Raw genomic sequence first — 23,830 nt, forward strand, 5'->3', positions numbered from 1 at the left:
CATTTCCCACAAGGGGGCAGCGCGGCTTTCACCGCTTTAGCGCAACGGCGGCAACTTGGCCAGTTTCAACGCGATCAACAATGCCACCACCAGCAACCCGCTGATGAACAGGCCGATGCCGTTCCAGCCACCCAGATGCCAGAACACCCCGCCTGCCGTGCCGGCGATGCTCGATCCGGCGTAGTAGCTGAACAGGTAAAGCGACGACGCCTGTCCCTTGGCCTTGGTGGCGCGGCGGCCGATCCAGCTGCTCGCCACCGAATGGGCGCCGAAGAAGCCGAAGGTGAATACCAACATGCCGAATATCACCAGCGGCAGCGGCGTGAACATCGTCAGGGCGAGGCCGGCGATCATCAGCACGATGGTGCTCCAAAGCACTTTTCGCCGTCCCAGCTTGTCGGCCAGGGAGCCGATTTTCGCCGAACTATAGATGCCCGACAGGTACACCACCGAAAGCAAGCCGACGAAAGCCTGTTCCATGTGGTACGGCTCGGCCAGCAGGCGATAGCCGATGTAGTTGAACAGCGTGACGAACGCCCCCATCAGTACAAAGGCTTCGAGGAACAGCAGCGGCAGACCGGCGTCGCGAAAGTGCATGGTGAAACCGTCGAGCAGGCTGCGCGGATGCAGCGAACGGGCGCGGAAGTTGCGCGATTCGGGAAGGATTTTCCAGAACACCGCCGCTGCAATCAGCGCCAGGCCACCGACCACCAGCATCGCTGAATGCCAGCTGACGAAGTCGATCAGCACCCCGGTAATCAAGCGTCCGCTCATCCCGCCGATCGCATTGCCAGCGATGTACAAGCCCATGGCCAGGCCGATGTGTTGTGGGTGGATTTCTTCACTCAGGTAAGTCATGGCGACCGCCGCCAGACCACTCAACGACAAGCCGATCAATGCGCGCATAAAGAGTACGCCATGCCAGCTCGGCATCATCGCGCTAGCCATGGTGCACAGCGCGGCGGCAAACAGTGCCGCGACCATCACCGGTTTGCGCCCGACGCGATCAGAGATCGGGCCGGTGATCAGCAGGCCAATGGCGAGCAGGCCGGTGGCCACCGAGAGGATCAGGCTGCTCTGGGCCGCGTTGATGGAATACTCCTGGGACAACAGCGGCATCATCGGCTGCACGCAATAGAGCAGGGCGAAAGTCGCGAAGCCACCGCAGAACAGCGCCAGCACCGTACGCATGAACGCCGGTGTGCCTTTTTCGATGTAGATCTCCTTCAGTTCGACGGCAACATCGTCCAGCGCTGAGGGGGAAACTTCATGGGCAAGTGGAGCGACAGCAGATTTCACGTTGGACCTCGAAAAGAGCACAGCCGGTCAGGCAATGAAAAAAGCATATAGCTGGCTAATGATTCAATCCAATATATTGTTCGACCTGTTTGATAGCTTTAACGACCTAATGGGGTTTCCATGGAATTGCGTCATCTGCGCTACTTCATCGCCGTCGCCGAAGAACTGCATTTTGGCCGCGCCGCACAGGTGCTAGGCATCTCTCAACCGCCGTTGAGCCAGCAGATTCAAGCGCTGGAACAGGAGGTCGGCGCGCGACTGTTCGAGCGTACCAATCGTCGGGTCGAGCTGAGCGAAGCCGGTCGGTTGTTCCTGGAGGAAGCGCGTCTGGTGCTGGCGCAAGTCGACAAGGCGGCAGATGTTGCGCGTCGGGCGCAGTTGGGTGAGTTGGGCGAACTGAAAATCGGCTTTACCTCGTCGGCGCCGTTCAACTCGACGATCCCCCAGGCGATCTTCTCGTTTCGCCAGCGTTTCCCGGCGGTGCACCTGAACCTGCGGGAAATGAGCAGCACCCAAGTGGCCGATGCATTGGTGGATGAATCCATCGAAGTCGGAATCATGCGGCCATTGGGGCTGCCTGACTCGCTTAGCGTGGTCGAGCTGATGCGCGAGCCGCTGGTCGCGGTACTCAGCTCCAAGCATCCGCTGGTAAAGGACAGTGAAGAAGGCTTGTACCTGTCGGCCCTGGCCCTGGAACCTTTCGTGTTTTTCCCGCGCAGCTACGGCAGTGGCCTGTACGCACAATTGCTCAGCCTGGCTCGGGATGCCGGCTTCAGCCCGCACTTCGCCCAGGAGGCTGGCGAGGCGATGACCATCATCGGGTTGGTGGCGGCGGGGTTAGGCGTGTCGGTACTGCCGGCGTCTTACCAGCGGATGCGCATTGATGGCGTGGTTTATCGACCGTTGCTGGATCCGGCGGCGGTGTCGGCGGTGTGGCTGGTGCAGCGCAAGGATCAGAAGTCGGCGATGGCGCGGGCGTTTGTCGAACTGCTCACGCGCAAGGTCGAGTCACTGTAGGAGCGAGCTTGCTCGCGATGGACTAAAGAGCACCGCGTGTACTCAGGAAGCATGCACCATCGTTCACGATCATCGCGAGCAAGCTCGCTCCTACAGGAAATCAGAAACATCACCGCTGGCCGTAAGACATTTCTGAAAGCCTTCGAACAGGCTACAGCGCCTTGCGGCGTTACCTACAACTACTCCAGAATCCGCCGGCTTGTGCGCTTTGAGGGTCGTCGCTAACTTGAATCGGGTCACTGATGGTCAGTGATCGGGTTTAGTAGCCCGTGTCCCCGACGAAGCGCATTTGCGCTCCTGATAGGCAGGTATGTCCATACCTGCCCTTGACGGTAGCTGTGCGCAGGGCGCCCTTGGGCGCGCCGGTTTCGTCGAGGCCCGGTCTACTAACCTGCGTACAGCTGCCACCCTTCATTTTCAGGACGCTGACTCATGACCCATACGCCTAATCCACCGGACACCGAGCCGGACGCGCCCCGCCAACCCAGCCCGATCTTCCTCATCGCCCCTGATATCGACAACCACACCTTGCTGGAATACGCGTGCGTATCGCTGGCTTCGGCGAATGTCATGGCGAGTGATTTTGCGAGGGATTTACAAGGGTCGCAGGGCCAGAAACTGTTGGGGATTCAGCAGTCGATCATGCTGGGGGAACTGGCAGTGAATCGGGTGTTGGATAACCTCGATCCGCCATGAGCCTGTGGGAGCGAGCCTGCTCGCGAAAAACGTCCAAACAACGCGTACATTCAGGCAGTAAGCGTCATCGTTGACGACCATCGCGAGCAAGCTCGCTCCCACAAGGAGATAGGCGTTCCTCTGTAGGAGCTGTCGAGAGCAACGAGGCTGCGATCTTTTGATGTTCAAAGGCAAGATCAAAAGATCGCAGCCTGCGGCAGCTCCTACAGCCAGCGCTTGAAGATCAACGACGTATTCACCCCGCCAAACGCAAAGTTATTGTTCATCACAAACTGATTGCTCATCTGCCGAAACTCGCCTCGCAGGTAGTCGAGTTTGCCGCAGTGCGGGTCGACTTCGTCGAGGTTGAGGGTGTGGGCATACAGGTCGCGGTTGAGCATTTCGATGCTGAACCAGGATTCCAGTGCACCGCAGGCGCCGAGGGTGTGGCCGAGGAAGCTTTTTTGCGAGCTGATCGGCATGTGTTCGCCGAACAGGCTGCTGGTGGCCAGCGTTTCGGCGATGTCGCCTTGTTCAGTGGCGGTGCCGTGGCCATTCACGTAGCCGATGTCCGACGGTTTGAGTCCGGCGTCTTCCAGCGCCAGTTCCATGGCCCGGCGCATGGTGACTTGCTCCGGACGGGTGGTGTGCTGGCCGTCGGCGTTGCTGCCGAAACCGACGATCTCGGCATGGATGCGCGCGCCTCGTGCCAAGGCGTGTTCCAGTTCTTCGAGCACCAGCATGCCGCCGCCTTCACCGATCACCAGACCATCGCGCCCCTTGTCATACGGGCGTGGGCTGCTTTGCGGGGTGTCGTTTTTCAGGCTGGTGGCGTAGAGCGCGTCGAAGACCATGGCCTCGGTCGGGCACAGCTCTTCGGCGCCACCGGCGAGCATCAGCGGCAGGCGTCCGAACTTGATGGCCTCATACGCGTAGCCGATGCCCTGGCTGCCGCTGGTGCAGGCGCTGGAGGTGGGGATCAGCCGGCCGGTAAGGCCGAAGAAGATGCTGATATTGGCCGCCGTGGTGTGCGGCATCATGCGCACGTAGGAGTTGGCGTTCAGGCCTTCGGCCACCGAGTTGAGCAGCATGTTGCCGAACGCCTTGATCTCGTCGGTGCTGCCGGTGGACGAGCCACAAGCGACGCCCATGCGCCCGTCCTTGATCGATTCGTCACCCAACAATCCGGCGTCGGCCAGCGCCTGTTCCGCCGCGCCGACCGCCAGCCGCGAGACTCGGCCCATGCTGCGCAACTGCTTGCGGGTCCAGTGGCTCGGCACCTTGAAGTCATCGATGGGGCCGGCCAGGCGGGTGTTGAGTTCGGTGAAACGATCCCACTCATCCATCCGGCGGATGCCGCTGCGGTTGGCAGCGAAGTTCCCGGCGATGGTGTCCCAGTCACTGCCAAGCGATGTGATACCGGCCATGCCGGTGACGACGACGCGTTTCATCAACACAGGCCTCCATTGACGGCCAGTACCTGCCGGGTGATGTACGAGGCTTCCGCCGACATCAGGAAATTGACCGCGCCGGCCACCTCTTGCGGGGTGCCCATGCGCTGCGCAGGGATCATTTTCATCAGTTCTTCCACCGGCACGTTTTCATCGAGCATTGCGGTGTCGATCAGGCCGGGTGCGACACAGTTGACGGTGATTTTGCGCTTGCCCAGTTCGATCGCCAACGCCTTCGCTGCGCCGATCAGCCCGGCCTTCGAGGCGCTGTAGTTGACCTGGCCACGGTTGCCGATCAGACCGGACACCGAGGTGATGCAGACAATCCGCCCGGCAGCGCGACGACGGATCATCGGCATCATCAACGGGTGCAGCACGTTGTAGAAACCGTCGAGATTGGTGCGCATCACCACATCCCAATCATCCTCGCTCAGCGCCGGAAAAGCACCGTCACGGGTCAGGCCGGCGTTGAGTACCACACCGTAATAGGCGCCGTGGGTTTCCACGTCGGCCTCCAGAATGGCTTTGCAGGCGGCACGGTCGGACACGTCGAATTGCAGGATGCGCGCCTTGCGCCCCAAGGCCTCGATTTCACCTTGTACCGCTATTGCGTCTATCAGGCCGCTGCGGCAGTGCAGCACGATGTCGTGTCCAGCCTGGGCCAGGCGCAAGGCGATGGCGCGGCCGATACCACGGCTGGAACCGGTGACCAGTACGGATTCAGTCATGGCTGTGTTCCTTGTGAAGAACCTTGGGGTTCATGTAGATACTGAGCCGCCTGGGGCGGGCGATACACGTTCAGACGGGCGCTGGCGTGAATGCCAGGCGCATTGATATGGCATTCGAACACGCCCATGCCATTGTCGTCTTCCAGCGAGCGAATGCCGTGGATGGTCAGTTCGGTGCCGGCCGGAAAACTTTCGACGTTGCATTCGAACTTGCGACTGCCGAGCAGAAAACCGAGCTCCACCGCATCGCCACGCTGGCGTGCATGGCAACCGGCGAAGGCGGCAACGCTCTGGGCCATCAGTTCGATGCCGACCCAGGCCGGCAAACTGCCGTCCGGGTGGTTGAACAATCCGTCGGGTTTGACGGCGAGGCAGGTGTGAATCTGCTCCTCATCGAACCCCAGGATTCGGTCGATGAGGATCATGTCACCCGCGTGGGGGATCAGTTCGGCGAGCGGCCAGTCAGTCATGGGGCGTCTCCGATAATCAGGCTGACGTTGTTGCCACCGAACGCGAAAGAGTTGCTCATCAGGTAGCGAGGACCTGTGGACGCCAGGCGATCGGCCGGGGTCACCCATTTCAGGGCGGGCAGCGCAGGGTCCGGTTGGCCATCCCACACATGCGGCGGCAAAGCCCGTTCGCGGTTGCCTGCGCTCAGGCTCAACCAGCAGAACGCCGCTTCCAGCGCGCCAGCGGCGCCGAGGGTGTGGCCGGTCATGGGTTTGGTAGAAGAGCAGGGCACACCGGTCGGGAACAATGCGGCCACCGCCTGACTTTCCATGGCGTCGTTATGCTGGGTGGCAGTGCCGTGCAGGTTCAGGTAACTGATTTGTTGTGGTTGCAGCCCGGCTCGGGTCAACGCCTTGCGCATTGCCTGCTGGGCTCCACGGCCCGAGGGTTCCGGCGCGGAAATATGGTGTGCATCGGAGCTGGCGCCGCTGCCGAGTAGAGCAATCGGATGAGTGCCACCAGCCTGCTTGCTCATCAGGAACAGCACGGCCGCTTCACCGATGTTGATGCCGTTGCGATTCACTGAGAACGGGTTGCAGCGCTGATCGCTCACCGCTTCCAGCGCCGAGAAGCCATTGAGGGTCAGTTTGCACAGGCTGTCGACGCCGCCACACAGCACCACGTCGCATACGCCGAGGTCGAGCAGGCGTTGGGCGCTCATCAGTGCTCGGGCGCTGGAGGTGCAGGCGGTGGAAATCACATAGTCCGGACCGCTCAGTTGCAGCCAGTCGGCGAGGAAGCTGGCCGGCGCGCCGAGTTCCTGTTGCTGGTAATCATATTCGGCCGGGAACTGCTGCTCGCGGATGTAATGGGACAGGCCCTGGCTGGCTTCGTCGATGCCCGAAGTGCTGGTACCCAGAACGACGCCGATACGGTCGCGGCCGTAGGTCTGGATGGCTTGGTCGATGTCCGGGCGAATTTGCAGGGCGGCTTCCATCAACAACCGATTGTTGCGGGTGTCTTGCCGGGACAGTTCGGCCGGGATAGCCACCAGTTCGCCACGCACCGCGCCCACCGGCAACGAACGCTGCACCACCCAGCCAGTTTCACTGCGCATGCCGGAGCAGTCGCCGGCAAACAGGTTGCGCGCAACTCCTTGTTTGTCACGGCCCAGAGAGCAGATGATCCCCAGGGCATTCAGGTAGGCGGTCATGGTGTCTCCCCGCTTAGCGGCGTGACTCGGTACTTCGGGCCTTCGGGCAGGTTCAATTCAAAGCTCATCGGTTGTGAATAGCGCACGTCCCAGCGCGCGGGCAGGGAGCGTTGTGCGCCATGTTGCCAAGCGGCAGGGTAGTTGCCGGAAAGCTCATCCTTGGGCGTCAGCGCGAATAACAACGCCGCGAACAACTCCCGGGCCTCCGGGTTGGGCGGCAGCAGGCCATCAGCCTGCCATGCTCCATCCACCAGTTTCTGACGCGCCTGTGGAATGCCCAGAAGGTCCATCATCGACCAGCGAATGGCCGGGCCTTCACGCTGGATCACCAGCACCCAGTCCTGGCGCTGTTCGGCTTGCAGTCGCTGGATGTGCAATTGCAGCGGCAACGGCAAGCTTGGGGTTTGCTCCGGCAATGGTGCCCGGCTGGTGCAGGCACTCAATAGCAGAACACATCCCAACAGCAGTAATCGCAGAATACTCGGAACCCTTGTGGGAGTGAGCCTGCTCGCGAAGAGGGCATTACATCCAACATCACTGTTGAAGGATGCACCGCTTTCGCGAGCAAGCCCGCTCCCACAGGTTGAATAGCTCATGTGGCATCCCTTGCACAGAGTTCCGAGATCATTTTCAAGCGACGCTTGGCTTCGCTGACGAATGGGTTGCGCTCGTCCCAGGCATAGCCGGCCAGGATCGAGCTGATCATGCGACGGATATCCGGCGAGCCGCCCTCATGGTAAATCACGTCCTGGAATGTCCCGGCGTACCAGCCTTCGACGTAGCAACGGAAGGTGTCGACGCCACGCTTGAGCGGTTCGGCGAACTCCTTTTGCCAGTCGACGGTTTCGCCTTGCAGCTGACGGTGCAACACCCCGGCGGCCATGCTCGCCGAACGCATGGCGATGGTGACGCCGGAGGAGAACACCGGGTCGAGGAATTCCGCGGCGTTGCCCAGCAGCGCGAAACCTGGCCCGTACAGGGTTTTGACGTTGGCCGAATAACCGCCGATGGTACGCGCTGGTGTATCCCACACGGCATTGTCCAGCACGCTGGCCAGGCTTGGCGTCTCGACAATGAAACCGCGCAGGCAGTCATCCAGATTGTCGGTGCGACCTTCGAAGTGCTCGGCGGCCGCGACTACGCCTACCGAGCAACGGCCATTGCTGAACGGAATGGTCCAGAACCAGACGTCGCGATGAACCGGATGGGTGGTGATGAGGATTTTGGTGCGGTCGAAATTCGGGTGGTCGATATGGTCTTCGACGTGGGTGAATACCGCCTGGCGCACCGGGAAGTTCGACGGTGCCTCGAGATCGAGCAGGCGTGGCAGTACGCGACCGTAACCGCTGGCGTCGAGCATGAAATCGGCCTCGACGCGGTATTCGCTGCCGTCCTCGCGACGCACGCCAAGCTGCGGTTTGGCGTGTTCGAAATCGACGCTGACGATGGCTTCCCCGTAACGGATTTCCACGCCTTGCAGTGCCGCTTGATCGGCGAGCAACTGGTCAAAATCGGCGCGCTGGACCTGGAAGGTCGTCGGCTTGCCGTGGGTGAAGGTGTCGCCGAAGTCGAAGGCGCTGTACCGCTCGCCCCAGGCAAATGCGGCGCCGGTCTTGAGCTGAAAACCGGCGGCGTTGACAGCGTCGAGCATGCCCGCTTCTTCGACGAAATCCAGGCAATGGGACAGCAGGCTTTCACCGATGGAAAAGCGTGGGAAATGCTGACGCTCTATGACCAGCACATCGTGTCCCTTGCGCTTGAGCAGCGCGGCGGCAATGGCCCCCGAGGGGCCTGCACCGATGACCACGATCTGGCGATGTTCCGTTTCAACGGTTGGCATGGGGGCTCCTTGCCGAGACGGCAGCTTTCAGGGGGGGCCGGTGCATGCCGGCCAATGCCGGCAGCAATGTGGCGATCAGGCCCATCAGCATCAGCGCAAAGTACAACGCCGGGCTGATAAGCTGTTGTTGCAGTAGCAGGTTGAGAAAGACGATTTCGCTCAAGCCTCGAATGTTTAGCAGCACACTTTCCCGCCAGCGGCTGGCGCCCTGGAACGAGGCGCCGGCCCAGCCCAGGCCGAGCCAGTTGCCCAGCAGTTTGCTGGCAATCGGCAACAGCAGCAGCGCCGCCAATTGCACCCAGCCGAGGCTGTCCATGGCGCTGTGCACGTTGATCTGCACGATGCCGAAGGTGAGGATCAACGGAATGGCCATGTAGGTCTGCAAGCGACTCATCCAGATCGCCGGCAGCGGTAGAACCAGCGGTGCTTTCAGTGCGGCCATGATCAGCACATAACCGATGCCGAAAATCAACGCATTGAGCTTGTAGTGCTCGGCGACCACCAGCAAGGCAAAAAAGCTCAGGCTGTACAGCCACAGTTGGCGCAGGCCCAACAGCCTCAGCAGTACGGGAAGACAGGCGCCGGCCAGTGGCAGCAACAGGCTGCTCAGGTGCAGGGTGCCTTGGGCGACGGCGAACAGGGTCCAGCAGGTGAGGTCGATGAGGATCGCGGTCTGCACCAGCCGCCGGGTGGCGGCGGGTGGGTAATCGATATGCCGCAGGTACAGGTACAGCACCGGGATCGCGGTAATGGCGAACAGCAGGCCCACCGCCAGGGAGCTGATCCAGGGCTGCGGCGGCAATAGCCAGATCGCCGTGGCAAGGCCGCAGGCGAACGGAATGCAGAAGCTCGGCAGGGCGATTTTCAGACTCTGGCGGTCCAGGTGCAGGTCGATCACGTCGCTGAGGATGTACCCCAGCAACAGCGCGAAACTCAGACTGTAGAGGTTCTTCAGCCAGAGCGGCGACACCAGCGCCGCGCCGCTCAACTGCCATTGTGGTTCGATCCAGAAATACATCAGCAGCGGCAGGCCAACGGTCGCCAACAGCAACTGGCTGACGATCGGGATGAGGCCGAAGTGGCGACCGACCCGTGTCGCCACGGCAAACAGGGTCAGGGCCATTACCCAAAACAAGGCGATCATCATGCTGTCGGCTCCGCGACCGTGGCCGCATGCACCTGGCGACCGGCCCAGGGTGCGAGCATGAAGCTGAATACCAGGCCCAGGCTGACCGACAGGCCGAAGTTACTCACCGCCGGCGTGCTCGACACCGCCAGCAGGCCGAACGACAGCCAGGTCGTCAGCGCCGCCAGCAAGGTGCCCAGCAAGCTCACGGCGGCGCCACCCACCTGTTCGCGCATGAGGATTGCGTAGTCGACGCTGATCGCCGTCACCAGCAGCAGGCCGAACAGGCTGAACAGGGTCAACGGTTGCCCCAGCCAACCGAGGCTGGCGAGGCTGCACAGCGCGGCGAGCAGCGGCAAGGAGACGATGCGCAATGCGCCGCCGAAGCCGAACGGCAGGATCAATACCAGCACAATCAGTACGCAGGACGCGAGTTTCAGTTCGGCGGCACTGATTTGTGTGTCAGCGAAGACCTTGTTCAATTCACCCAGCCGGTCCACCAACTGCACGCCCGGCAAATCTTCGGCCTGGACCCGCAGCAGGGCAGGGTTGTTCAGGCCTTGCAGGCTGACCATCGCCGCCACGCCATCAGCGGTCGGTCCCAGCCACAACAGGCGATAAGGCTCGGCCAAGGGGCCGGTCAGCGCGGCGTCGATGTCTTCGGTGGGTAGCGCCTGCAATGCCGTCAGCTCCGCCTGCAGTGCCTCGACCGGAACGCCGACATCGAGCAACGGCTGCCAGAACTTCGGCAGTTTGCCTAGCGCTTCGCGTACCTGCTGCTGTTCATTCGGCGGGCTGACCAGTTGATTGAGCGACAGGAAACCCTGGAGTTTTTCCAGGTTGACCAGTTGATCCAGGCGTTCGCTCAAGGCGGACTGACGTTCAAGCAATTGCTGTTGATCGGCCGCCTTCACCAGGAAGAATTGGCTGGTGGGTTGATAACCGGTAATCCGCGCAATGGTTTGCGCCTCGTCAGTCAATTGCTGCGGTGCGCCGACCCATTGGCGGATGTCATTTTTCGTTTCCAGCTGCACCAGACCACCGACGCAGAAGGCAATCAGCAGCGCCAGCAACACCGGCGTATGCAGGCGCTTGAGCAGTGCTTCTCGACAGCTCAGCAACGACTCCGAAATGCGTAGCGGCCACTGTGCCGGACGCAGTTCCACACCCTTGAGCCATGCCGGCAGCAGGCACACGGCAGACAGATAGGCACCCAACAGGCCGGCGGCGGAGAACACTGCGATCTGGGTCAGCGCCGGGAATGGCGTCCAGGCCAGGGCCAGGTAGCCGATGGCGCTGGTGATCAGGCTCAGGGTCAGGCCCGGCAAGGTCAGGCGCAGGGCCGGCCAGCTGTGCCAGGGTTTCAGGCTCCAGCTCTTGGACAGGTAATGCAACGGGTAATCGACGGCGACACCGATCAGGCTCGAACCCAGCACCAGGGTCATCACATGCATGTGACCGAAGAGCGCCACGCAAGCCACTGCGCCGAACAACATGCCCACCAGCACCGGAACAAAGGCCAGCAGCACGCGCCAGCGACGGAAGGCCAACAACAGCAGCAACAGAATTCCGACCGTGGCACCGCCGCCGACCCAGGTCATTTCACGGGAGGCTTGCTTCTGACCGTTGGCGGCATACAGCAGGCCGCTGGCCGCCAGCAGCTGCACGCCGGACTCGGCAGCTTCTTCGCGGCTGTGCTGGAGCAGGTCGGCCACTTGCAGCGGCAGGCTCATGTCGAAGGCGTTGCCGGTGGTCCGCGCGCGCAGCAGTACCCAATGTTTGCCGTCGGCCTCGGCAATCAAGGCGCCGCTGCCGATGTCCAGTTGCACCGCGCCGTGTTGCGGCTGACTGTTCTGGATGCGCCCGGTCAGGCCCAGCCAGTCGTCCTGGCTTGGTACCAGGCTGAAACCGGTGAAGGGGTCGAACAGTGCCTGCACCCGTTGCTGAATAAAGGCGTCGGGATGTTCGATCAGTTGCTGGCGATCTTGCGCGGAAAGCATCGCCAATCGGCCTTGCAGCAGCTGCGTGCGCAGCGCCGGCAAATCGGCTTGCAAGTTCCACTGGACCTTCTCGAACAGGCCGCTGGCCTGCCATTGATCCCCCAGTTTCTGCGCCATGTTGATGGCTTGTTCGCGATGTTCATGGCCGACCAGTACAAGCATTTCGCGGTTCAGCGGTTCTTGCATGCGTTGTTCGGCGCGCAGCTCCAGGGCGTCCGGCGCGGTGCCGGGCACCAATTCCATCAGGTTGGCCGACAGCGGTGCGCCGTCGCGCCATTGCCAGCCCGCGAGCGCCAGCACCGCCAGCAGCAGGATCAGGAACAACCGTGGGAGCATCCGTTCACTCGGCAAAGTCATGTTGCTCCGCGTCGCTCAATGGTTGGGCGCTGGTGCTGTCCTGCATGCGTAACAGGGTGCTGTCGCCCTGGGTTTCCTGCAATTCGATGCTGTGCACCAGTTCGCCGCCGGTGATGTTGATCTGGTTGAACACCTGCTTGAGCAGCATCGAGCGTGGCAACAGTGTCAGTTTCCAGTTCTGGGCGTCGCCGCTCAGTGACAGTTCGAAATCCCGTTGCAGTCCACTGCTGTCGCCTTGCAGTACGGCAAGGAACAAACGGTTCTGCTCGGCACCGGCGCTTTTAGCCGGCAGCATCTGCCAACCGCTGGCATCACGTCGTGCGATGCCCTTGGTGGTGATGCGGTAATCCTGCTGCAGCGGTGTTTTCAAGAGCCACAGCAAACCGTGCTTTTTTGCCAGGACGAAGGAGCCCTTGCTGGTCAGCGGCTGCGGCAAGGCGCGCAGATATTTTTCCTGGATGAAGTTGCCATGGATCACCTCGGGTCTGGACAGTTGATCGCTGAGCTGTTGCAAGTCGAAGGCGTGGGCAAGGGAGGACAAGGCGAGCAGTGCCAAAGCGCCGAGGCATTTGCAGAACGGGTTCATGCCAGCATCCTTTCAACTGCTTCGGTAAAGATCTTCGGCGAAGCCAGTTGCATCTCGCGGCTGCCCATGTCGACGGCGACTTGCACGGAAACGGCGCGGGTCAAGCGTTCGCCGGTTTCCAGGTCGCTGATCAGGTAGTTGATCTTCAGTCGGTTCTCCCACTCCACCAGATTGGCGCGCACATTCAGCTTCTGACCGAACACCGCGCCCCGCACGTAGCGCAATTGCAGGTCGATCACCGGCCAGGCGTAGCCCGATTCGGACATGGCGCTGTAGTTGTGGCCGATCTTGTCCAGCAACGCGCAGCGGGCGATTTCCAGGTATTTGACGTAGTGGCCGTGCCAGACGACGTTCATGCTGTCGACGTCAAAGAACGGCACGAGGATTTCCGTATCGGTGTGAAGCACTCCCTTGCTACGCATGCAGCCTCCAGTGTTGTTCGGCGATACGTTGCAGGCACAGGCGCAATTCGCCTTCCAGCGCGCGGTCTTCGATGACCGGCGGGAAATCCTTGGCCAACTCTTCGTGCATGGCGGCCAGCGCTGGCGGCAACGGACGAGAGTCTGCGGACTGTTCGCGCAGCCAGACGCCCTGATTGGCGGCCAACAGCGTGGCGGCGGCGACCTGTTCGGTCAATTCCAGCACGCGAATCGCATCACGGGCGGCGATGGTGCCCATGCTCACCTTGTCCTGGTTGTGACACTCGGTGGAACGCGAAAACACGCTGGCCGGCATGGTGTTTTTCAGCGCTTCGGCGGTCCACGCACTGGCGCCGATCTGCACCGCCTTGAAGCCGTGATTGAGCATGGCCCGCTCGGCGGAGGCACCGGACAGGTTGCTCGGCAAACCATGGTTGTAACGCTCGTCCACCAGCAGCGCGAGCTGGCGATCGAGCAGGTCGGCGACGTTGGCCACGAGGTTTTTCAGGCTGTCCATGGCGAAGGCGATGTGGCCGCCATAGAAGTGCCCGCCGTGCAGTACGCGCTCGGCCTCGGCGTCGATGATCGGGTTGTCGTTGGCGCTGTTGAGCTCGGTCTCGATGAATGAGCGCAGCCAGTTCAGGCTGTCGGCCAGCACGCCGAGGACGTGGGGCGCACAACGCAGGGAGTAGCGATCCTGCAGGCGATGCAATGGTGCGGTCGGTGCGTCGATCGCCAGGTCCTTGCGCAACCACGCGGCGACCTGCATCTGCCCCGGATGAGGCTTGGTGGCGAACAGACGCTCGTCGAAGTGCTCCGGGTTACCTTGCAAGGCGACCACGTTCAGCGCGGTGATGCGGGTCGCCAGTTGCAGCAGGTAATCGGCGCGGGCGTAGGCCAGGCAGGCAAGACCGGTCATTACCGCCGTACCGTTCATCAGCGCCAGGGCTTCTTTCGGGCGCAGCACCAGGGGTTGCCAGCCGAGTTCGCGATGCACATCGGCGGCCTGCCGGCGCTCGCCACGGAACATCACTTCGCGTTCGCCGGACAGGGTCGCGGCGACATAGGACAATGGCGTCAGATCGCCGCTGGCACCGACCGAACCTTCTTCCGGAATCAGCGGCAGGATGTCGTGTTCAAGAAACGCTTGCAGGCGCTCCAGCAGCTCTACGCGCACCCCGGAAACACCGTGGCACAATGACTGCAACCGCGCCGCCAGCACCGCGCGGGTGGCCTGGGCGTCGAGCAGTTTGCCCAGCCCGCAGCCGTGAAAGGTGTACAGATGACGCGGTAGCGCCTCGACGTGATGCAGCGGCACCGCCACCACGCAGGAATCGCCGTAACCGGTGGTCACGCCATAGATCACGCCTTCCTTGTCCAGCAGGGAATCGAGGAAGCGCGCACCCTTGGCGATGCGCTCGCGGTACGCGGGGTCGCTCTGCAGCTGCGTGGGTGCCTGGCGGTTGGCCAGGGCCAGCACGTCTTCGATGCGCAAAGGGAGTTCGCCGAAGGTTACCGGCTCAAGCGTTGGCGTCGTCATCGGTCTTCCAGAAAGGGTAAAAGTTGAACCATTGTTGGGGCGCTTCGAGGCAATAGTGACTCAGGCGCCCGGCATAACGGGATGCCCACTGATGAATGACCTGCTCGCGGTCTCCGCGTTTCCAGGTGATCGCCTCAGCGAACGGCTCCAGGGTCAGTCGATAACCGCCGTCGGGTTTCTTCAGGCACAGCAGCAGATTGACCGGACATTTCAGCAGGCCGGCCAGCAGCCACGGCCCCTGCGGAAATTTCGCCGGGTGCCCCAGGAAATCCACGGTCACGCTGCGTCCGCCATGCAGCGGCACGCGGTCGCCGGCAATCGCCAGCCATTCGCCACGCTCCAGGCGTTCGTGCAGTTGCAGCATGATCACCGGGTCCAATTCGCTGACCTGAATCAGGCGCAGATTGGTGGCACCGGCTTCGCCCAGCAAGCGATTGAATTGTTCGGCGTGTTTGGTGTGCACCAGCACGTTCATCGTCACCTTCTCACCGATCTCGGCCAGCGCGCGGCAGACTTCCAGGTTGCCCAGGTGCGCACCCACCAGCATCTGTCCGCGGGTGCCGCGCAACTGGTTGCGCAACAGCGCCGGGTCGATGATCTCAATCTGTTCGATGCTCAGCTTGCCGTTCCACACGTCGAGCTTGTCGAGCATGGAGTCGGCGAAGGCCATGAACTGGCTGAATACCCGCCAATGGGTCGGACGCAATTCGCTGCGGCCGCTCCAGTCGGCAAGCCGCTGCTGGTACTGCCAGGCGCTGTGACGGGCGCTGCGACCGAACAGGAAAAAGTACAACACGATGCCGTACAGCAACGGGCTCAACAGGCGACGGCCGAGGACTTTGGCGGCGAACGCCGTGAATTTCATCAGCCAGAAGCTGCCGCGTTCCTCGCGGTCCGCCCAATGTTGCTTGTCGACGTTCATGTTCGCCACCGCCGCCAGAGAATCAGGGGCGAGCGCAGCAGCATGCCGAAGAACAACCGGGTGTGCATGCTCGTAATCAGCACGTTGTCGTGGAACATGCGGAAATGCGAAACGCCGTCCAGAGGGTAGTGAACCCGGGTTTGCAGCCATTGCATCGGCTGATCGCGCCAGGCCAGGCGTACCAGAATGTCCGAATCGAAATCCATGCGCTTGCCGATCTTCGCGGTGTCGATCAGCGCCAGTACCGGCGGCAGCGGATAGACGCGGAAGCCGCACATGGAATCACGAATTTGCAGTGACAAGGTATTGATCCAGACCATGACGTGGGTCAGGTAGCGGGCGTACAGGCGACCCTTCGGCACGCTGGCGTCGTACAGTGGATAGCCGCAGATCACGGCTTCGGGATGAGCGCGCGAGTGTTCGATGAAGCGTTGGACGTCTTGCAGGTCGTGCTGACCATCGGCGTCCACCTGCAAGGCGTGGCTGAATCCCAGGCGCGACGCTTCACGCAGGCCGCTCATCACCGCGCCGCCCTTGCCCTGATTGGCGGCCAGGCGGATCAGGTGAACCTTGTCGCGCTGGGCCAGTTGATCCAGGACCACGGCGCAGGCTTTATCGCTGGCATCGTCCACCAGAATGCACGGCAACTGGCTGGAGAGCAGCGCCTCGACCACCGTGGTGATCGCGGTTTCGTGGTTGTAGACCGGGATGACAGCGCAGGGGTTATGCATGCACAGCCTCCAGCAGAATCCGCCCACTGGAACAGGTGGCGGTTTCATTGCGATAGGCGAAATACAGTTTGCTGCGGGTCGGATCGAAGCGCAGATGCAATTGCACTTCATCGCCGGGACGCACCAGTTGCTGGAACTTCAGCACTTCCATGCCGGCGAATTTTTTCGGCAGGTCCATCAATTGCTGGCCCAGGCTCAACGCCCACTCCACTTGCACCACGCCTGGCAGCACCGGTGCGCGGGGGAAGTGGCCGCTGAAATAGGCCAAGTCCGGTGGCACGGCCAGTTGCAGGCTCCACTCGCCCTCGTTTTCGATCTGTTCCAGCACCTGCGGTGCCTTGGGACGCGGCGCCAGCAGCAGGGCTTCGACATCGGCCTGGGGCAGTTTGCCTTGAGCGTTCAGCGGTAGTTGCCGCAGCAAACGCCAGCGCCGGGGCAGGGCCAGGGCTTCGCAATGCTGACTCAGGTGTTGGCGCAAAGCTTCGGTGACGCTGCGTCGACCTTGATTGCGCAGGGCATGCAACCCCGCGTCGCTGAGTACCAGCAGTGCCCCCAGTGAGGCGCGGTTTTCCTGAACGACACCGAGCCGCGCTTCGCCGACCCAGTCGTGGCTCGTCAGCGCCTGCTCCAGCATCGGCAACGAAATGCGTTTTTCTTCCAGTTTGACGATCCGGTCCAGCCGCCCGAGCAGTTCGAATCGGCCATCAGGTTCGATTCGCGCCGCATCGGCGGTGTGTTCGACATGGCCGGGGGGCAAGTAGGGCGAGGTGATGAGCAGTGCGCCGTCTTTGTCCTGTCTCAGCGCGACATCGGCGAAGGGCTGCCACAGATCGTGCCCCTGACGCCAGGCAATGCCACCGGTTTCCGAACTGCCGAAAATTTCGGTTGGCCATTGATGCAGGCGCTCATGCAGGCTCTGTGCGGCCTCGCCTGGCAATGCACCGCCGGATGAAAATACCTGACGCACCGCGCTCAAGGCTGGCCAGTCGAGGTTGTCACCCATCCGTTTGAGCAGCGCCGGGCTGGCAACCCAGGCGAAGGCCGGGTGCAAACGGCTGGCGCGTTGCAGGTCTTCCGGAAAGGCCAATTGCTTGCGCACGAACGGGCGCCCGGCGCAGAGCGGCCAAAGTACCCGAAACAGCAGGCCGTAAATGTGTTGGGTGGCAACGCTGCCAATGATGCACGCCGGCCCAAGGTTGGCGCCCCACAGTTGCTCCAGGGCTTGGATTTCATTGGCCAGTTGGCGCAGGCTTTTCTCGATGCGCTTGGGTTCGCCGCTGGAGCCGGAGGTGCACAGGCTCAGGGAGCAGTGATCCAGATCCAGTGCCGCAGCGGCCAGTGGCGAGTGCTGGAAATCGCCCAGACGGGCGTCATCGGGTTGATCGGTGAGCCATAGGTCGACTTCGCCCGACCAGCGCTGGCGATTCTGGGCTTGCAGGTCGGCCGGCAACAAAACGCTGACCCCGGCACGCCAAGCGCCGAGCAGGGCAATCGCCAGGTCGGCGGCGTCCTCAAGGTGCACGGCGATGCGCTGTACGCCTTTGGCTTGCAGGCCGGCGGCCAGGTTCAGGGCCTGTTCGCACAGTTGTGCGTGATTCAACGCCGGTTCGGCCGTTACGACACGCTCCGGCTGAGCCTTGAGCAACAGGTGCTCAAGTTTTATCCAATTCATGGGTGGCCTCGTACCCGTTGTCGTATAAGCCATTCAATGGCAAACATCAGGCCTATCAATCCGTAGGAAATCAGGCCGGTGTACAACATCCACCAGCTCAGCGGCGCCCAAAGCGTCAGGGCGGCGGCGCACAAACCGTTGCACAGAAAAAACACACTCCAGGCGATAGTCACCTGGCGGGTATAGCGAACGCCCTTGGCCGGCAGGTGCGGCTCACGCAGACGGGCCAGGCGTTCAACCATCGGCGGGCCATAGATCAGGCTCGCTGCGAACAGCACCAGCATGAAACCGCTGATCAGGACCGGGTACCAGCGCAGCAGGGCCGGGCTGTCGAACAGCGCCAGCAACAGACAGAACACGATGGCCACCACGGCCATCCACAGACTGCCCGGTCGCCGCCGTCCGGTCAGCGCTCGCGCCAGCCATAGGCTGCCCAGCAGCAAGCCGAACTGCCACGGCGCGAAATGTTCCATGCCGAAATACACCACGAAGGGGTACAGCAGGCCTGCCAGCAGCAGGCCGAGGCCGATCAGTCGGCTCATGCGGCCGGTTGAACCAGACGGTAGACCGCCTCGACCACGTCACTGACGGTACGCACCGATTTGAATTCCTCGGCGGCGATTTTCTTGCCGGTCTGACGTTTGATGTGATCGATCAGGTCGACCGCATCAATGCTGTCGATTTCCAGGTCCTGGTACAGGTTGGATTCGAGGCTCACGCGCTCGGGCTCCAGTTCGAACAGCTCGACCAAGGCATCGCGCAATGTGTTGAAAATATCGTCACGAGTTTGCATGGTCCGGTCTCAAGCTGCCTGTTTTGCGGTGACGAACGCCGCAAGGCTCGCCACGTTGCTGAAGTGGTTACGGGTGTCCTTGGCATCGGCGTCGATTTTGATGCCGTACTTTTTCTGGATGGCCAGGCCCAGTTCCAGTGCGTCCACCGAGTCCAGGCCCAGGCCTTCGCCAAATAGCGTCTGTTGATCGCCGATGTCGTCGGCGCTGATGTCTTCGAGGCCGAGGGCTTCGATGATCAGATCTTTTATTTCACGGTTAAGATCGCTCATCTTCGGCGAGCTCCTTGATGAAGTAAGAATGCAAATAGTCGTTGAGCTTGCGCGAGGCCTGAGGGGGCGGACCCAGCGCGGCGAAGGTCTGTGGGTCTATATCGGCGCCGACACGAAAACTGAAGTGCACACGGCGTTTTGGGATCCGATACCAAGGCTCGGCCTTGGTCAGAGTGCTCGGGTTGACCTTTATGACCACTGGGGTGAGGATTTTCGCACCCCGCACGGCAATTGCCGCACCCCCCCGATGAAAGGCCGGCGCCTGCCCTGGTCGGGTGCGGGTGCCTTCGGGAAAGATAATCAGAGTCTGGCCACTTTTCAGTGCAGTGGCGGCGGCATCGAGCATGTCCATGCTGCCATCGTTGCTGATGTATTCGGTACGGCGCAGGGGACCACGGGTAAACGGGTTTTCCCACAGGCTCTGCTTGACCACGCAATTAGCGTGGCGCACCAGACCGATGAGAAACACCACATCGATCAGCGAAGGATGATTGGCGACGATCATTTGCCCGGGACGTCCAAGTTTTTCCGCGCCCTGGATGTCGTAGGTCAGCACACCGGCGCGCGCCATGAAGCGGACAAAAAACCAGAAGCAGCGACTGACGGTTTGTCGTGCGCGCAACCGATGGGTCTGGGCATCGCCCGGCAGGCAACTCAGCAAAGGGAAAACCACCAGGCGCAGGCACAGCCCGCCCAGCCCGAACAGGGCGAAGCTTGCGGCGGTGGCCAGCAGGCGCCAGTAGTAGGCGTCGCGGTTTTTTTCGGTCACGGGTTGCGTTGCCAGGTCCATACACGATTTTTCCAGGCATGTTGGCAATTGGTTTGCTGGCCAAGCAACGTACGCAACAGATTCAGCGCGTGCGGCCAACGGGGTTTGGACAACGCATCCGCGGGGCTGTTCAGGGACAACTGCCAGTCATTGCCGGGCGTGATCAGCAGGCCTACGGCATAAGGAAAAGGCACGTCGTCGATCCAGGTCGAGTAAGCCTCGGGCGGTCGTTCTTCGGTCACTACCAACAATACCGCGGGTGCGCCTTCCTTAAGCAGGGCAGCGGCTTCCAGCATGCCATGTTCCAGGCCATCACCGGCAGCGGCCAGAGCGGTCATTTCGCTGGTTTCGCCGCGCATGATCGACCACAGGCCAATGATCGCGTTATGGACTGACAGGCTGAACTGTGTCGGGGACAGCGGCTGGTCGACGGCCAGATCACTGAGAATGTCGAAGGTGCGCGGGGTTTCTCCATGACGGGAAACATATACCAGCGGCAGGTCCTGACGACCCTCGGCCAACGGCCAGGCGACACTGGACGCCATCCGCGCCAGACGGCTGAGGCGCCGGCGTTGCATGGCTGGCAGGAACGAGACGTCGGGAGCAGCGTCGCTGACCGGCAGTACCACCGGTTGCTGGCTCCAGGCCTGCCAGTCGTCCACGCTTTCGAGCCCCGGGGCCCACGCGCGCCACTGGGCGATGTTGAAATTGATCACAGACATTCATCCCGCCCCTGCGGGCTTCTTGACGCGGTGAGTGGCAGAAGACCACGACCCACTCTACGTGGCGCCTGGCGCCGAGTGGTGCGCATTATCCCGGTGCCGGGAACGTGTAGCAAATGCTGGTTACATTTTGCACAGTAAGATGTACCGATCAGTTCGAAAAAACCGAACGTTTGACAATTATTCACATCCCTATCGGCCCGTCTGTCGGCTCTGATGGAGGTCTATGCACGAGTTTGCCGTTTATTTGGCGGGAGATTGCCGATGACTGCGTAGTCCTTGTCTCAGCGAGGTAGCTAAGCCATGCCGTGGACTACTACACTCGGTCATTCTTTGATACACGGAGGTTTTTCACATGCGGCGCGTGGTGTTCAATCAGAAAGGTGGCGTGGGCAAATCCAGCATTGCCTGCAATCTGGCGGCGGTCAGCGCCAGCGAGGGCTATCGCACCCTGTTGGTGGATCTCGATGCCCAGGCCAACTCCACTCAATACCTGACGGGACTCACTGGCAATGATATTCCGATGGGTATTGCCGATTTCTTCAAGCAGACTTTGTCATCCGGGCCTTTCGCCAGGAAAAACCAGGTCGACATCTACGAAACTCCATTCGATAACCTCCACGTCATCACCGCTACAGCCGAGCTGGCGGATTTGCAGCCCAAGCTTGAGGCCAAACACAAAATCAACAAGCTGCGTAAATTGCTTGAAGAGCTGGACGAAGATTACGACCGAATTTACCTCGATACGCCGCCAGCGCTGAATTTTTATGCGGTTTCAGCGCTGATAGCCGCTGATCGCGTACTGATCCCTTTCGATTGCGACAGTTTTTCTCGTCAGGCGCTTTACGGCCTGCTGGCGGAAATTGACGAATTAAAGGATGACCATAACGAAGGCCTGGAAGTTGAAGGCATCGTGGTCAACCAGTTCCAGGCTCGCGCCAGCCTGCCTCAGCAAATTCTCGACGAATTGATCGCCGAAGGTTTGCCGGTGCTGCCGGTGTACCTGGGCAGTTCTGTGCGTATGCGCGAATCCCACCAGGCCAACACACCGCTGATCCACCTCGACCCGCGGCACAAGCTGACGCAACAGTTCGTCGAACTGCACAACCTGCTGGAAAACGCCTGATCCCCAATGTGGGAGCGGGCTTGCTCGCGAAAGCGAAGTGTCAGTCACCATCAATGTCGACTGTCAGACCGTTTTTGCGAGCAAGCCCGCTCCACATTAGCTTGTGGTAGCTTCAAATCCCCTGACTACGCAACCAACTCATCAATTGCGGCAACGGGAAGGCCCCGCTCTGGCGTGCGATTTCCCGTCCGTTCTTGAACAGGATGAGGCTCGGAATCGAGCGAATCCCCAACTGCGCCGACAACTGCTGATTCGCCTCGCTGTCCAGCTTGGCCAGTCGACACTTGCCCGCCAACTGCCCGGCCGCTTGCTCGAATATCGGTGCAAACGACTTGCACGGCCCGCACCAATCCGCCCAAACGTCCACCAACAGAGGCAGATCACCCTTGATCTGACTGGCATAGTCACCCTGTTTCAGTTCGAAGGGTTTGTTCAGCAGCACCTCGGACTTGCAGCGACCGCATTTTGGGTGGTCGTTGAGGCGCTCGGCGGGGATGCGGTTGAGGCCGTTGCAGTGAGGGCAGGGGATGAGGAGTGGGTCTGACATGAAAGATGGTCCAATGAGAAGCGGGTAGTCCTTATCTGGAGACACCCGCTTGAATTTTCAATTGCGCGGTACATCACGACGAACAACTGATCTCCAGATGCTTGCCCCACTCGGGCGGTCGCTGCGCGTAGCTCTCCATCCCCGTTTGTTCCTCGAACGGATGACTGAGCACCGCGTGCAGGCGGCGGACTTCCGAGTAGTCGCCCTTTTCTGCTGCATCGATGGCGTTTTGCGCCAGGTAGTTGCGCAGGATGTACAGCGGATTGACCGCGTGCATCCGGTGGCGACGTTGCTCCTGGTCAAGCGTGCCTTCGCGGATTACCCGGGCGACGTAGAGCTCGCTCCAGGCATCGAAGCCCTTGAGATCGACGAAGTCATCGCGCAGGCGACGCACAGCCGCTTCAGGTGATTCATTGCCCAGCCGGCGAAAGAACAGGCTGTAGTCGACACCGCTGTTCTGCATCAGTTGCAGCAGGTGCTCCAGCAATTTCTGGTCGTCGTCTTCAGCGGTGGTGAAGCCCAGGCGACGGCGCATCAGGTCCAGGTAGTGAGCCTGGAACAGCGGCAGGTACAGGCCGAGGGTTTCGCGCAGGGCCTCGACGCTGATGAATGGCGTCAGGGCCTGGGCCAAGGCGCTGAGGTTCCATTGGCCAATCGGTACCTGGTTGCTGAAGGAGTAGCGGCCCTGATCATCGGAGTGGTTGCAGATGAAGTTGGCATCGAAGTCATCAAGGAAGGCAAACGGGCCGTAGTCGAAGGTAATACCGAGGATCGACATGTTGTCGGTGTTCATTACCCCGTGGCAGAAGCCGTAGGCTTGCCACTTGGCAATCAGTTCGGCATTGCGCTCGACGATCTCGCGGAACATCGCCAGATAAGGTTCTGGCTGTTCGAGGCATTCTGGAAAATGCATGGCGAGGATGTGGTCGCCAAGTTCTTTCTGTTTTTCGGGGCGTTTGGTGTAGTAGAAATACTCGAAGTGCCCGAAGCGCACATGACTCGGCGACAGGCGCAGGACCATGGCTGCGCGCTCCTGTTTCTCGCGCCAGACCGGCGTGTCGGAGCCGATCACGCACAGCGCGCGGGTGGTCGGGATGTTCAGCGCATGCAGGGCTTCGGAGGCGAGGAATTCGCGGATCGAGGAACGCAGTACCGCCCGTCCGTCGCCCATGCGCGAGAAGGGCGTCTGCCCGGCACCCTTGAGGTGCAGGTCCCAATGCTCGCCGGCTTCGTTGTACACCTCACCCAGCAACAGGCCACGGCCGTCGCCCAGCTGCGGGTTGTAGGAACCGAATTGATGCCCTGAATAGACCATCGCCCTCGGGACCGCGTCGGCCCAGAGCTTGTGGCCGCTGAACAGCTCGGCGAATTCCTGGGTTTCGGCGACGGCCGGGTCAAGATCCAGCAACGCCATGGCGGCGGGGCTGGCCACCACCAGACGCGGGTTGTCGATCGGTTCGGGCAGCACATGGGCGGAAAACGCATCGCCCAGGCGGTCGAAGCGATTATCGAAGGTCAGTTCGTCGAGGGCTTTCAAAGGCCGTCTCCAGCAGAATGTCCGAGCATTCTGCTGGGGA

General features: G+C 61.4%; 25 protein-coding genes. 3 read left to right on the forward strand and 22 right to left on the reverse strand.

Annotated elements, in window-relative coordinates:
* Positions 1 to 36 precede the first annotated feature (36 nt).
* On the reverse strand, positions 37 to 1,251 hold the full coding sequence (locus tag AC07ZE_RS02725) for an MFS transporter (RefSeq protein WP_219739469.1): 1,215 nt from the start codon (positions 1,249 to 1,251) through the stop codon (positions 37 to 39).
* Positions 1,252 to 1,419: 168 nt separating this feature from the next.
* Between AC07ZE_RS02725 and AC07ZE_RS02730 the strand changes: the two genes are divergently transcribed.
* Positions 1,420 to 2,316 carry a LysR family transcriptional regulator gene (locus tag AC07ZE_RS02730; RefSeq protein WP_207261004.1) on the forward strand — a complete coding sequence of 299 codons (897 nt, stop codon included), beginning with the start codon at positions 1,420 to 1,422 and terminating at the stop codon, positions 2,314 to 2,316.
* A 432-nt stretch (positions 2,317 to 2,748) separates the two neighbouring features.
* Positions 2,749 to 3,012 carry a DUF6124 family protein gene (locus AC07ZE_RS02735; protein ID WP_207261006.1) on the forward strand — a complete coding sequence of 88 codons (264 nt, stop codon included), beginning with the start codon at positions 2,749 to 2,751 and terminating at the stop codon, positions 3,010 to 3,012.
* A 203-nt stretch (positions 3,013 to 3,215) separates the two neighbouring features.
* Here AC07ZE_RS02735 and AC07ZE_RS02740 read toward each other — a convergent pair whose 3' ends face one another.
* The 19 genes from AC07ZE_RS02740 to AC07ZE_RS02830 form a co-directional block, all read right to left on the reverse strand.
* Positions 3,216 to 4,442 (reverse strand): beta-ketoacyl-ACP synthase, encoded by a 1,227-nt coding sequence (locus tag AC07ZE_RS02740; protein WP_207261008.1) that lies wholly within the window; start codon positions 4,440 to 4,442, stop codon positions 3,216 to 3,218.
* The gene (gene fabG / locus AC07ZE_RS02745; protein ID WP_207261010.1) at positions 4,442 to 5,170 is read right to left on the reverse strand and encodes a 3-oxoacyl-ACP reductase FabG; all 729 of its coding nucleotides are present in this window, start codon (positions 5,168 to 5,170) and stop codon (positions 4,442 to 4,444) included. The genes AC07ZE_RS02740 and fabG overlap by 1 nt, the downstream gene beginning before the upstream one ends.
* Positions 5,167 to 5,640 carry a hotdog family protein gene (locus AC07ZE_RS02750; RefSeq protein WP_207261012.1) on the reverse strand — a complete coding sequence of 158 codons (474 nt, stop codon included), beginning with the start codon at positions 5,638 to 5,640 and terminating at the stop codon, positions 5,167 to 5,169. Before AC07ZE_RS02750 ends, fabG begins: the two co-directional genes overlap by 4 nt.
* A complete protein-coding gene (locus tag AC07ZE_RS02755) occupies positions 5,637 to 6,833 on the reverse strand; it encodes a beta-ketoacyl-[acyl-carrier-protein] synthase family protein (protein WP_207261014.1) in 1,197 nt (398 codons plus the stop codon). The genes AC07ZE_RS02750 and AC07ZE_RS02755 overlap by 4 nt, the downstream gene beginning before the upstream one ends.
* Positions 6,830 to 7,312, reverse strand: coding sequence for a hypothetical protein (locus AC07ZE_RS02760; RefSeq protein ID WP_404940882.1), 483 nt, complete (start codon positions 7,310 to 7,312; stop codon positions 6,830 to 6,832). The genes AC07ZE_RS02755 and AC07ZE_RS02760 overlap by 4 nt, the downstream gene beginning before the upstream one ends.
* 113 nt (positions 7,313 to 7,425) lie before the next feature.
* Positions 7,426 to 8,673 (reverse strand): NAD(P)/FAD-dependent oxidoreductase, encoded by a 1,248-nt coding sequence (locus AC07ZE_RS02765; RefSeq protein ID WP_207261018.1) that lies wholly within the window; start codon positions 8,671 to 8,673, stop codon positions 7,426 to 7,428.
* Positions 8,660 to 9,820: a cation:proton antiporter gene (locus AC07ZE_RS02770; RefSeq protein ID WP_207261020.1), complete on the reverse strand. Its 1,161-nt coding sequence runs from the start codon at positions 9,818 to 9,820 to the stop codon at positions 8,660 to 8,662. Before AC07ZE_RS02770 ends, AC07ZE_RS02765 begins: the two co-directional genes overlap by 14 nt.
* Positions 9,817 to 12,156: an MMPL family transporter gene (locus AC07ZE_RS02775; protein WP_207261023.1), complete on the reverse strand. Its 2,340-nt coding sequence runs from the start codon at positions 12,154 to 12,156 to the stop codon at positions 9,817 to 9,819. The genes AC07ZE_RS02770 and AC07ZE_RS02775 overlap by 4 nt, the downstream gene beginning before the upstream one ends.
* Positions 12,140 to 12,742, reverse strand: coding sequence for an outer membrane lipoprotein carrier protein LolA (locus AC07ZE_RS02780; RefSeq protein WP_207261025.1), 603 nt, complete (start codon positions 12,740 to 12,742; stop codon positions 12,140 to 12,142). Before AC07ZE_RS02780 ends, AC07ZE_RS02775 begins: the two co-directional genes overlap by 17 nt.
* A complete protein-coding gene (locus AC07ZE_RS02785; RefSeq protein ID WP_207261027.1) occupies positions 12,739 to 13,164 on the reverse strand; it encodes an acyl-CoA thioesterase in 426 nt (141 codons plus the stop codon). The genes AC07ZE_RS02780 and AC07ZE_RS02785 overlap by 4 nt, the downstream gene beginning before the upstream one ends.
* Entirely contained in the window at positions 13,157 to 14,701 is a 1,545-nt protein-coding gene (locus AC07ZE_RS02790; protein WP_207261029.1) for an HAL/PAL/TAL family ammonia-lyase, read from the reverse strand. The genes AC07ZE_RS02785 and AC07ZE_RS02790 overlap by 8 nt, the downstream gene beginning before the upstream one ends.
* Complete coding sequence (locus tag AC07ZE_RS02795) at positions 14,682 to 15,623, reverse strand: lysophospholipid acyltransferase family protein (protein WP_207261031.1); 942 nt, start codon at positions 15,621 to 15,623, stop codon at positions 14,682 to 14,684. The genes AC07ZE_RS02790 and AC07ZE_RS02795 overlap by 20 nt, the downstream gene beginning before the upstream one ends.
* Positions 15,620 to 16,354 carry a glycosyltransferase family 2 protein gene (locus AC07ZE_RS02800; protein ID WP_207261033.1) on the reverse strand — a complete coding sequence of 245 codons (735 nt, stop codon included), beginning with the start codon at positions 16,352 to 16,354 and terminating at the stop codon, positions 15,620 to 15,622. Before AC07ZE_RS02800 ends, AC07ZE_RS02795 begins: the two co-directional genes overlap by 4 nt.
* Positions 16,347 to 18,026, reverse strand: coding sequence for an acyl-CoA synthetase family protein (locus AC07ZE_RS02805; protein WP_207261035.1), 1,680 nt, complete (start codon positions 18,024 to 18,026; stop codon positions 16,347 to 16,349). Before AC07ZE_RS02805 ends, AC07ZE_RS02800 begins: the two co-directional genes overlap by 8 nt.
* The gene (locus AC07ZE_RS02810; protein ID WP_207261036.1) at positions 18,023 to 18,568 is read right to left on the reverse strand and encodes a COG4648 family protein; all 546 of its coding nucleotides are present in this window, start codon (positions 18,566 to 18,568) and stop codon (positions 18,023 to 18,025) included. Before AC07ZE_RS02810 ends, AC07ZE_RS02805 begins: the two co-directional genes overlap by 4 nt.
* Positions 18,565 to 18,819 (reverse strand): acyl carrier protein, encoded by a 255-nt coding sequence (locus tag AC07ZE_RS02815; RefSeq protein ID WP_028622164.1) that lies wholly within the window; start codon positions 18,817 to 18,819, stop codon positions 18,565 to 18,567. Before AC07ZE_RS02815 ends, AC07ZE_RS02810 begins: the two co-directional genes overlap by 4 nt.
* Positions 18,820 to 18,828: 9 nt before the next feature.
* Positions 18,829 to 19,089: a phosphopantetheine-binding protein gene (locus AC07ZE_RS02820; protein WP_095192212.1), complete on the reverse strand. Its 261-nt coding sequence runs from the start codon at positions 19,087 to 19,089 to the stop codon at positions 18,829 to 18,831.
* The gene (locus AC07ZE_RS02825; RefSeq protein ID WP_207261038.1) at positions 19,076 to 19,879 is read right to left on the reverse strand and encodes a lysophospholipid acyltransferase family protein; all 804 of its coding nucleotides are present in this window, start codon (positions 19,877 to 19,879) and stop codon (positions 19,076 to 19,078) included. The genes AC07ZE_RS02820 and AC07ZE_RS02825 overlap by 14 nt, the downstream gene beginning before the upstream one ends.
* Positions 19,855 to 20,580 carry a beta-ketoacyl synthase chain length factor gene (locus AC07ZE_RS02830; RefSeq protein WP_207261040.1) on the reverse strand — a complete coding sequence of 242 codons (726 nt, stop codon included), beginning with the start codon at positions 20,578 to 20,580 and terminating at the stop codon, positions 19,855 to 19,857. Before AC07ZE_RS02830 ends, AC07ZE_RS02825 begins: the two co-directional genes overlap by 25 nt.
* A gap of 355 nt (positions 20,581 to 20,935) precedes the next feature.
* Between AC07ZE_RS02830 and AC07ZE_RS02835 the strand changes: the two genes are divergently transcribed.
* Complete coding sequence (locus AC07ZE_RS02835; RefSeq protein WP_095192209.1) at positions 20,936 to 21,706, forward strand: ParA family protein; 771 nt, start codon at positions 20,936 to 20,938, stop codon at positions 21,704 to 21,706.
* Positions 21,707 to 21,818: 112 nt separating this feature from the next.
* On the opposite strand, the gene trxC is transcribed toward AC07ZE_RS02835, so the two are convergent.
* Complete coding sequence (gene trxC / locus AC07ZE_RS02840) at positions 21,819 to 22,253, reverse strand: thioredoxin TrxC (protein ID WP_207261042.1); 435 nt, start codon at positions 22,251 to 22,253, stop codon at positions 21,819 to 21,821.
* Positions 22,254 to 22,326: 73 nt separating this feature from the next.
* The gene (gene selO, locus AC07ZE_RS02845; protein ID WP_207261044.1) at positions 22,327 to 23,790 is read right to left on the reverse strand and encodes a protein adenylyltransferase SelO; all 1,464 of its coding nucleotides are present in this window, start codon (positions 23,788 to 23,790) and stop codon (positions 22,327 to 22,329) included.
* Positions 23,791 to 23,830 lie beyond the last annotated feature (40 nt).

Source organism: Pseudomonas sp. GW101-3H06 (assembly GCF_059424605.1).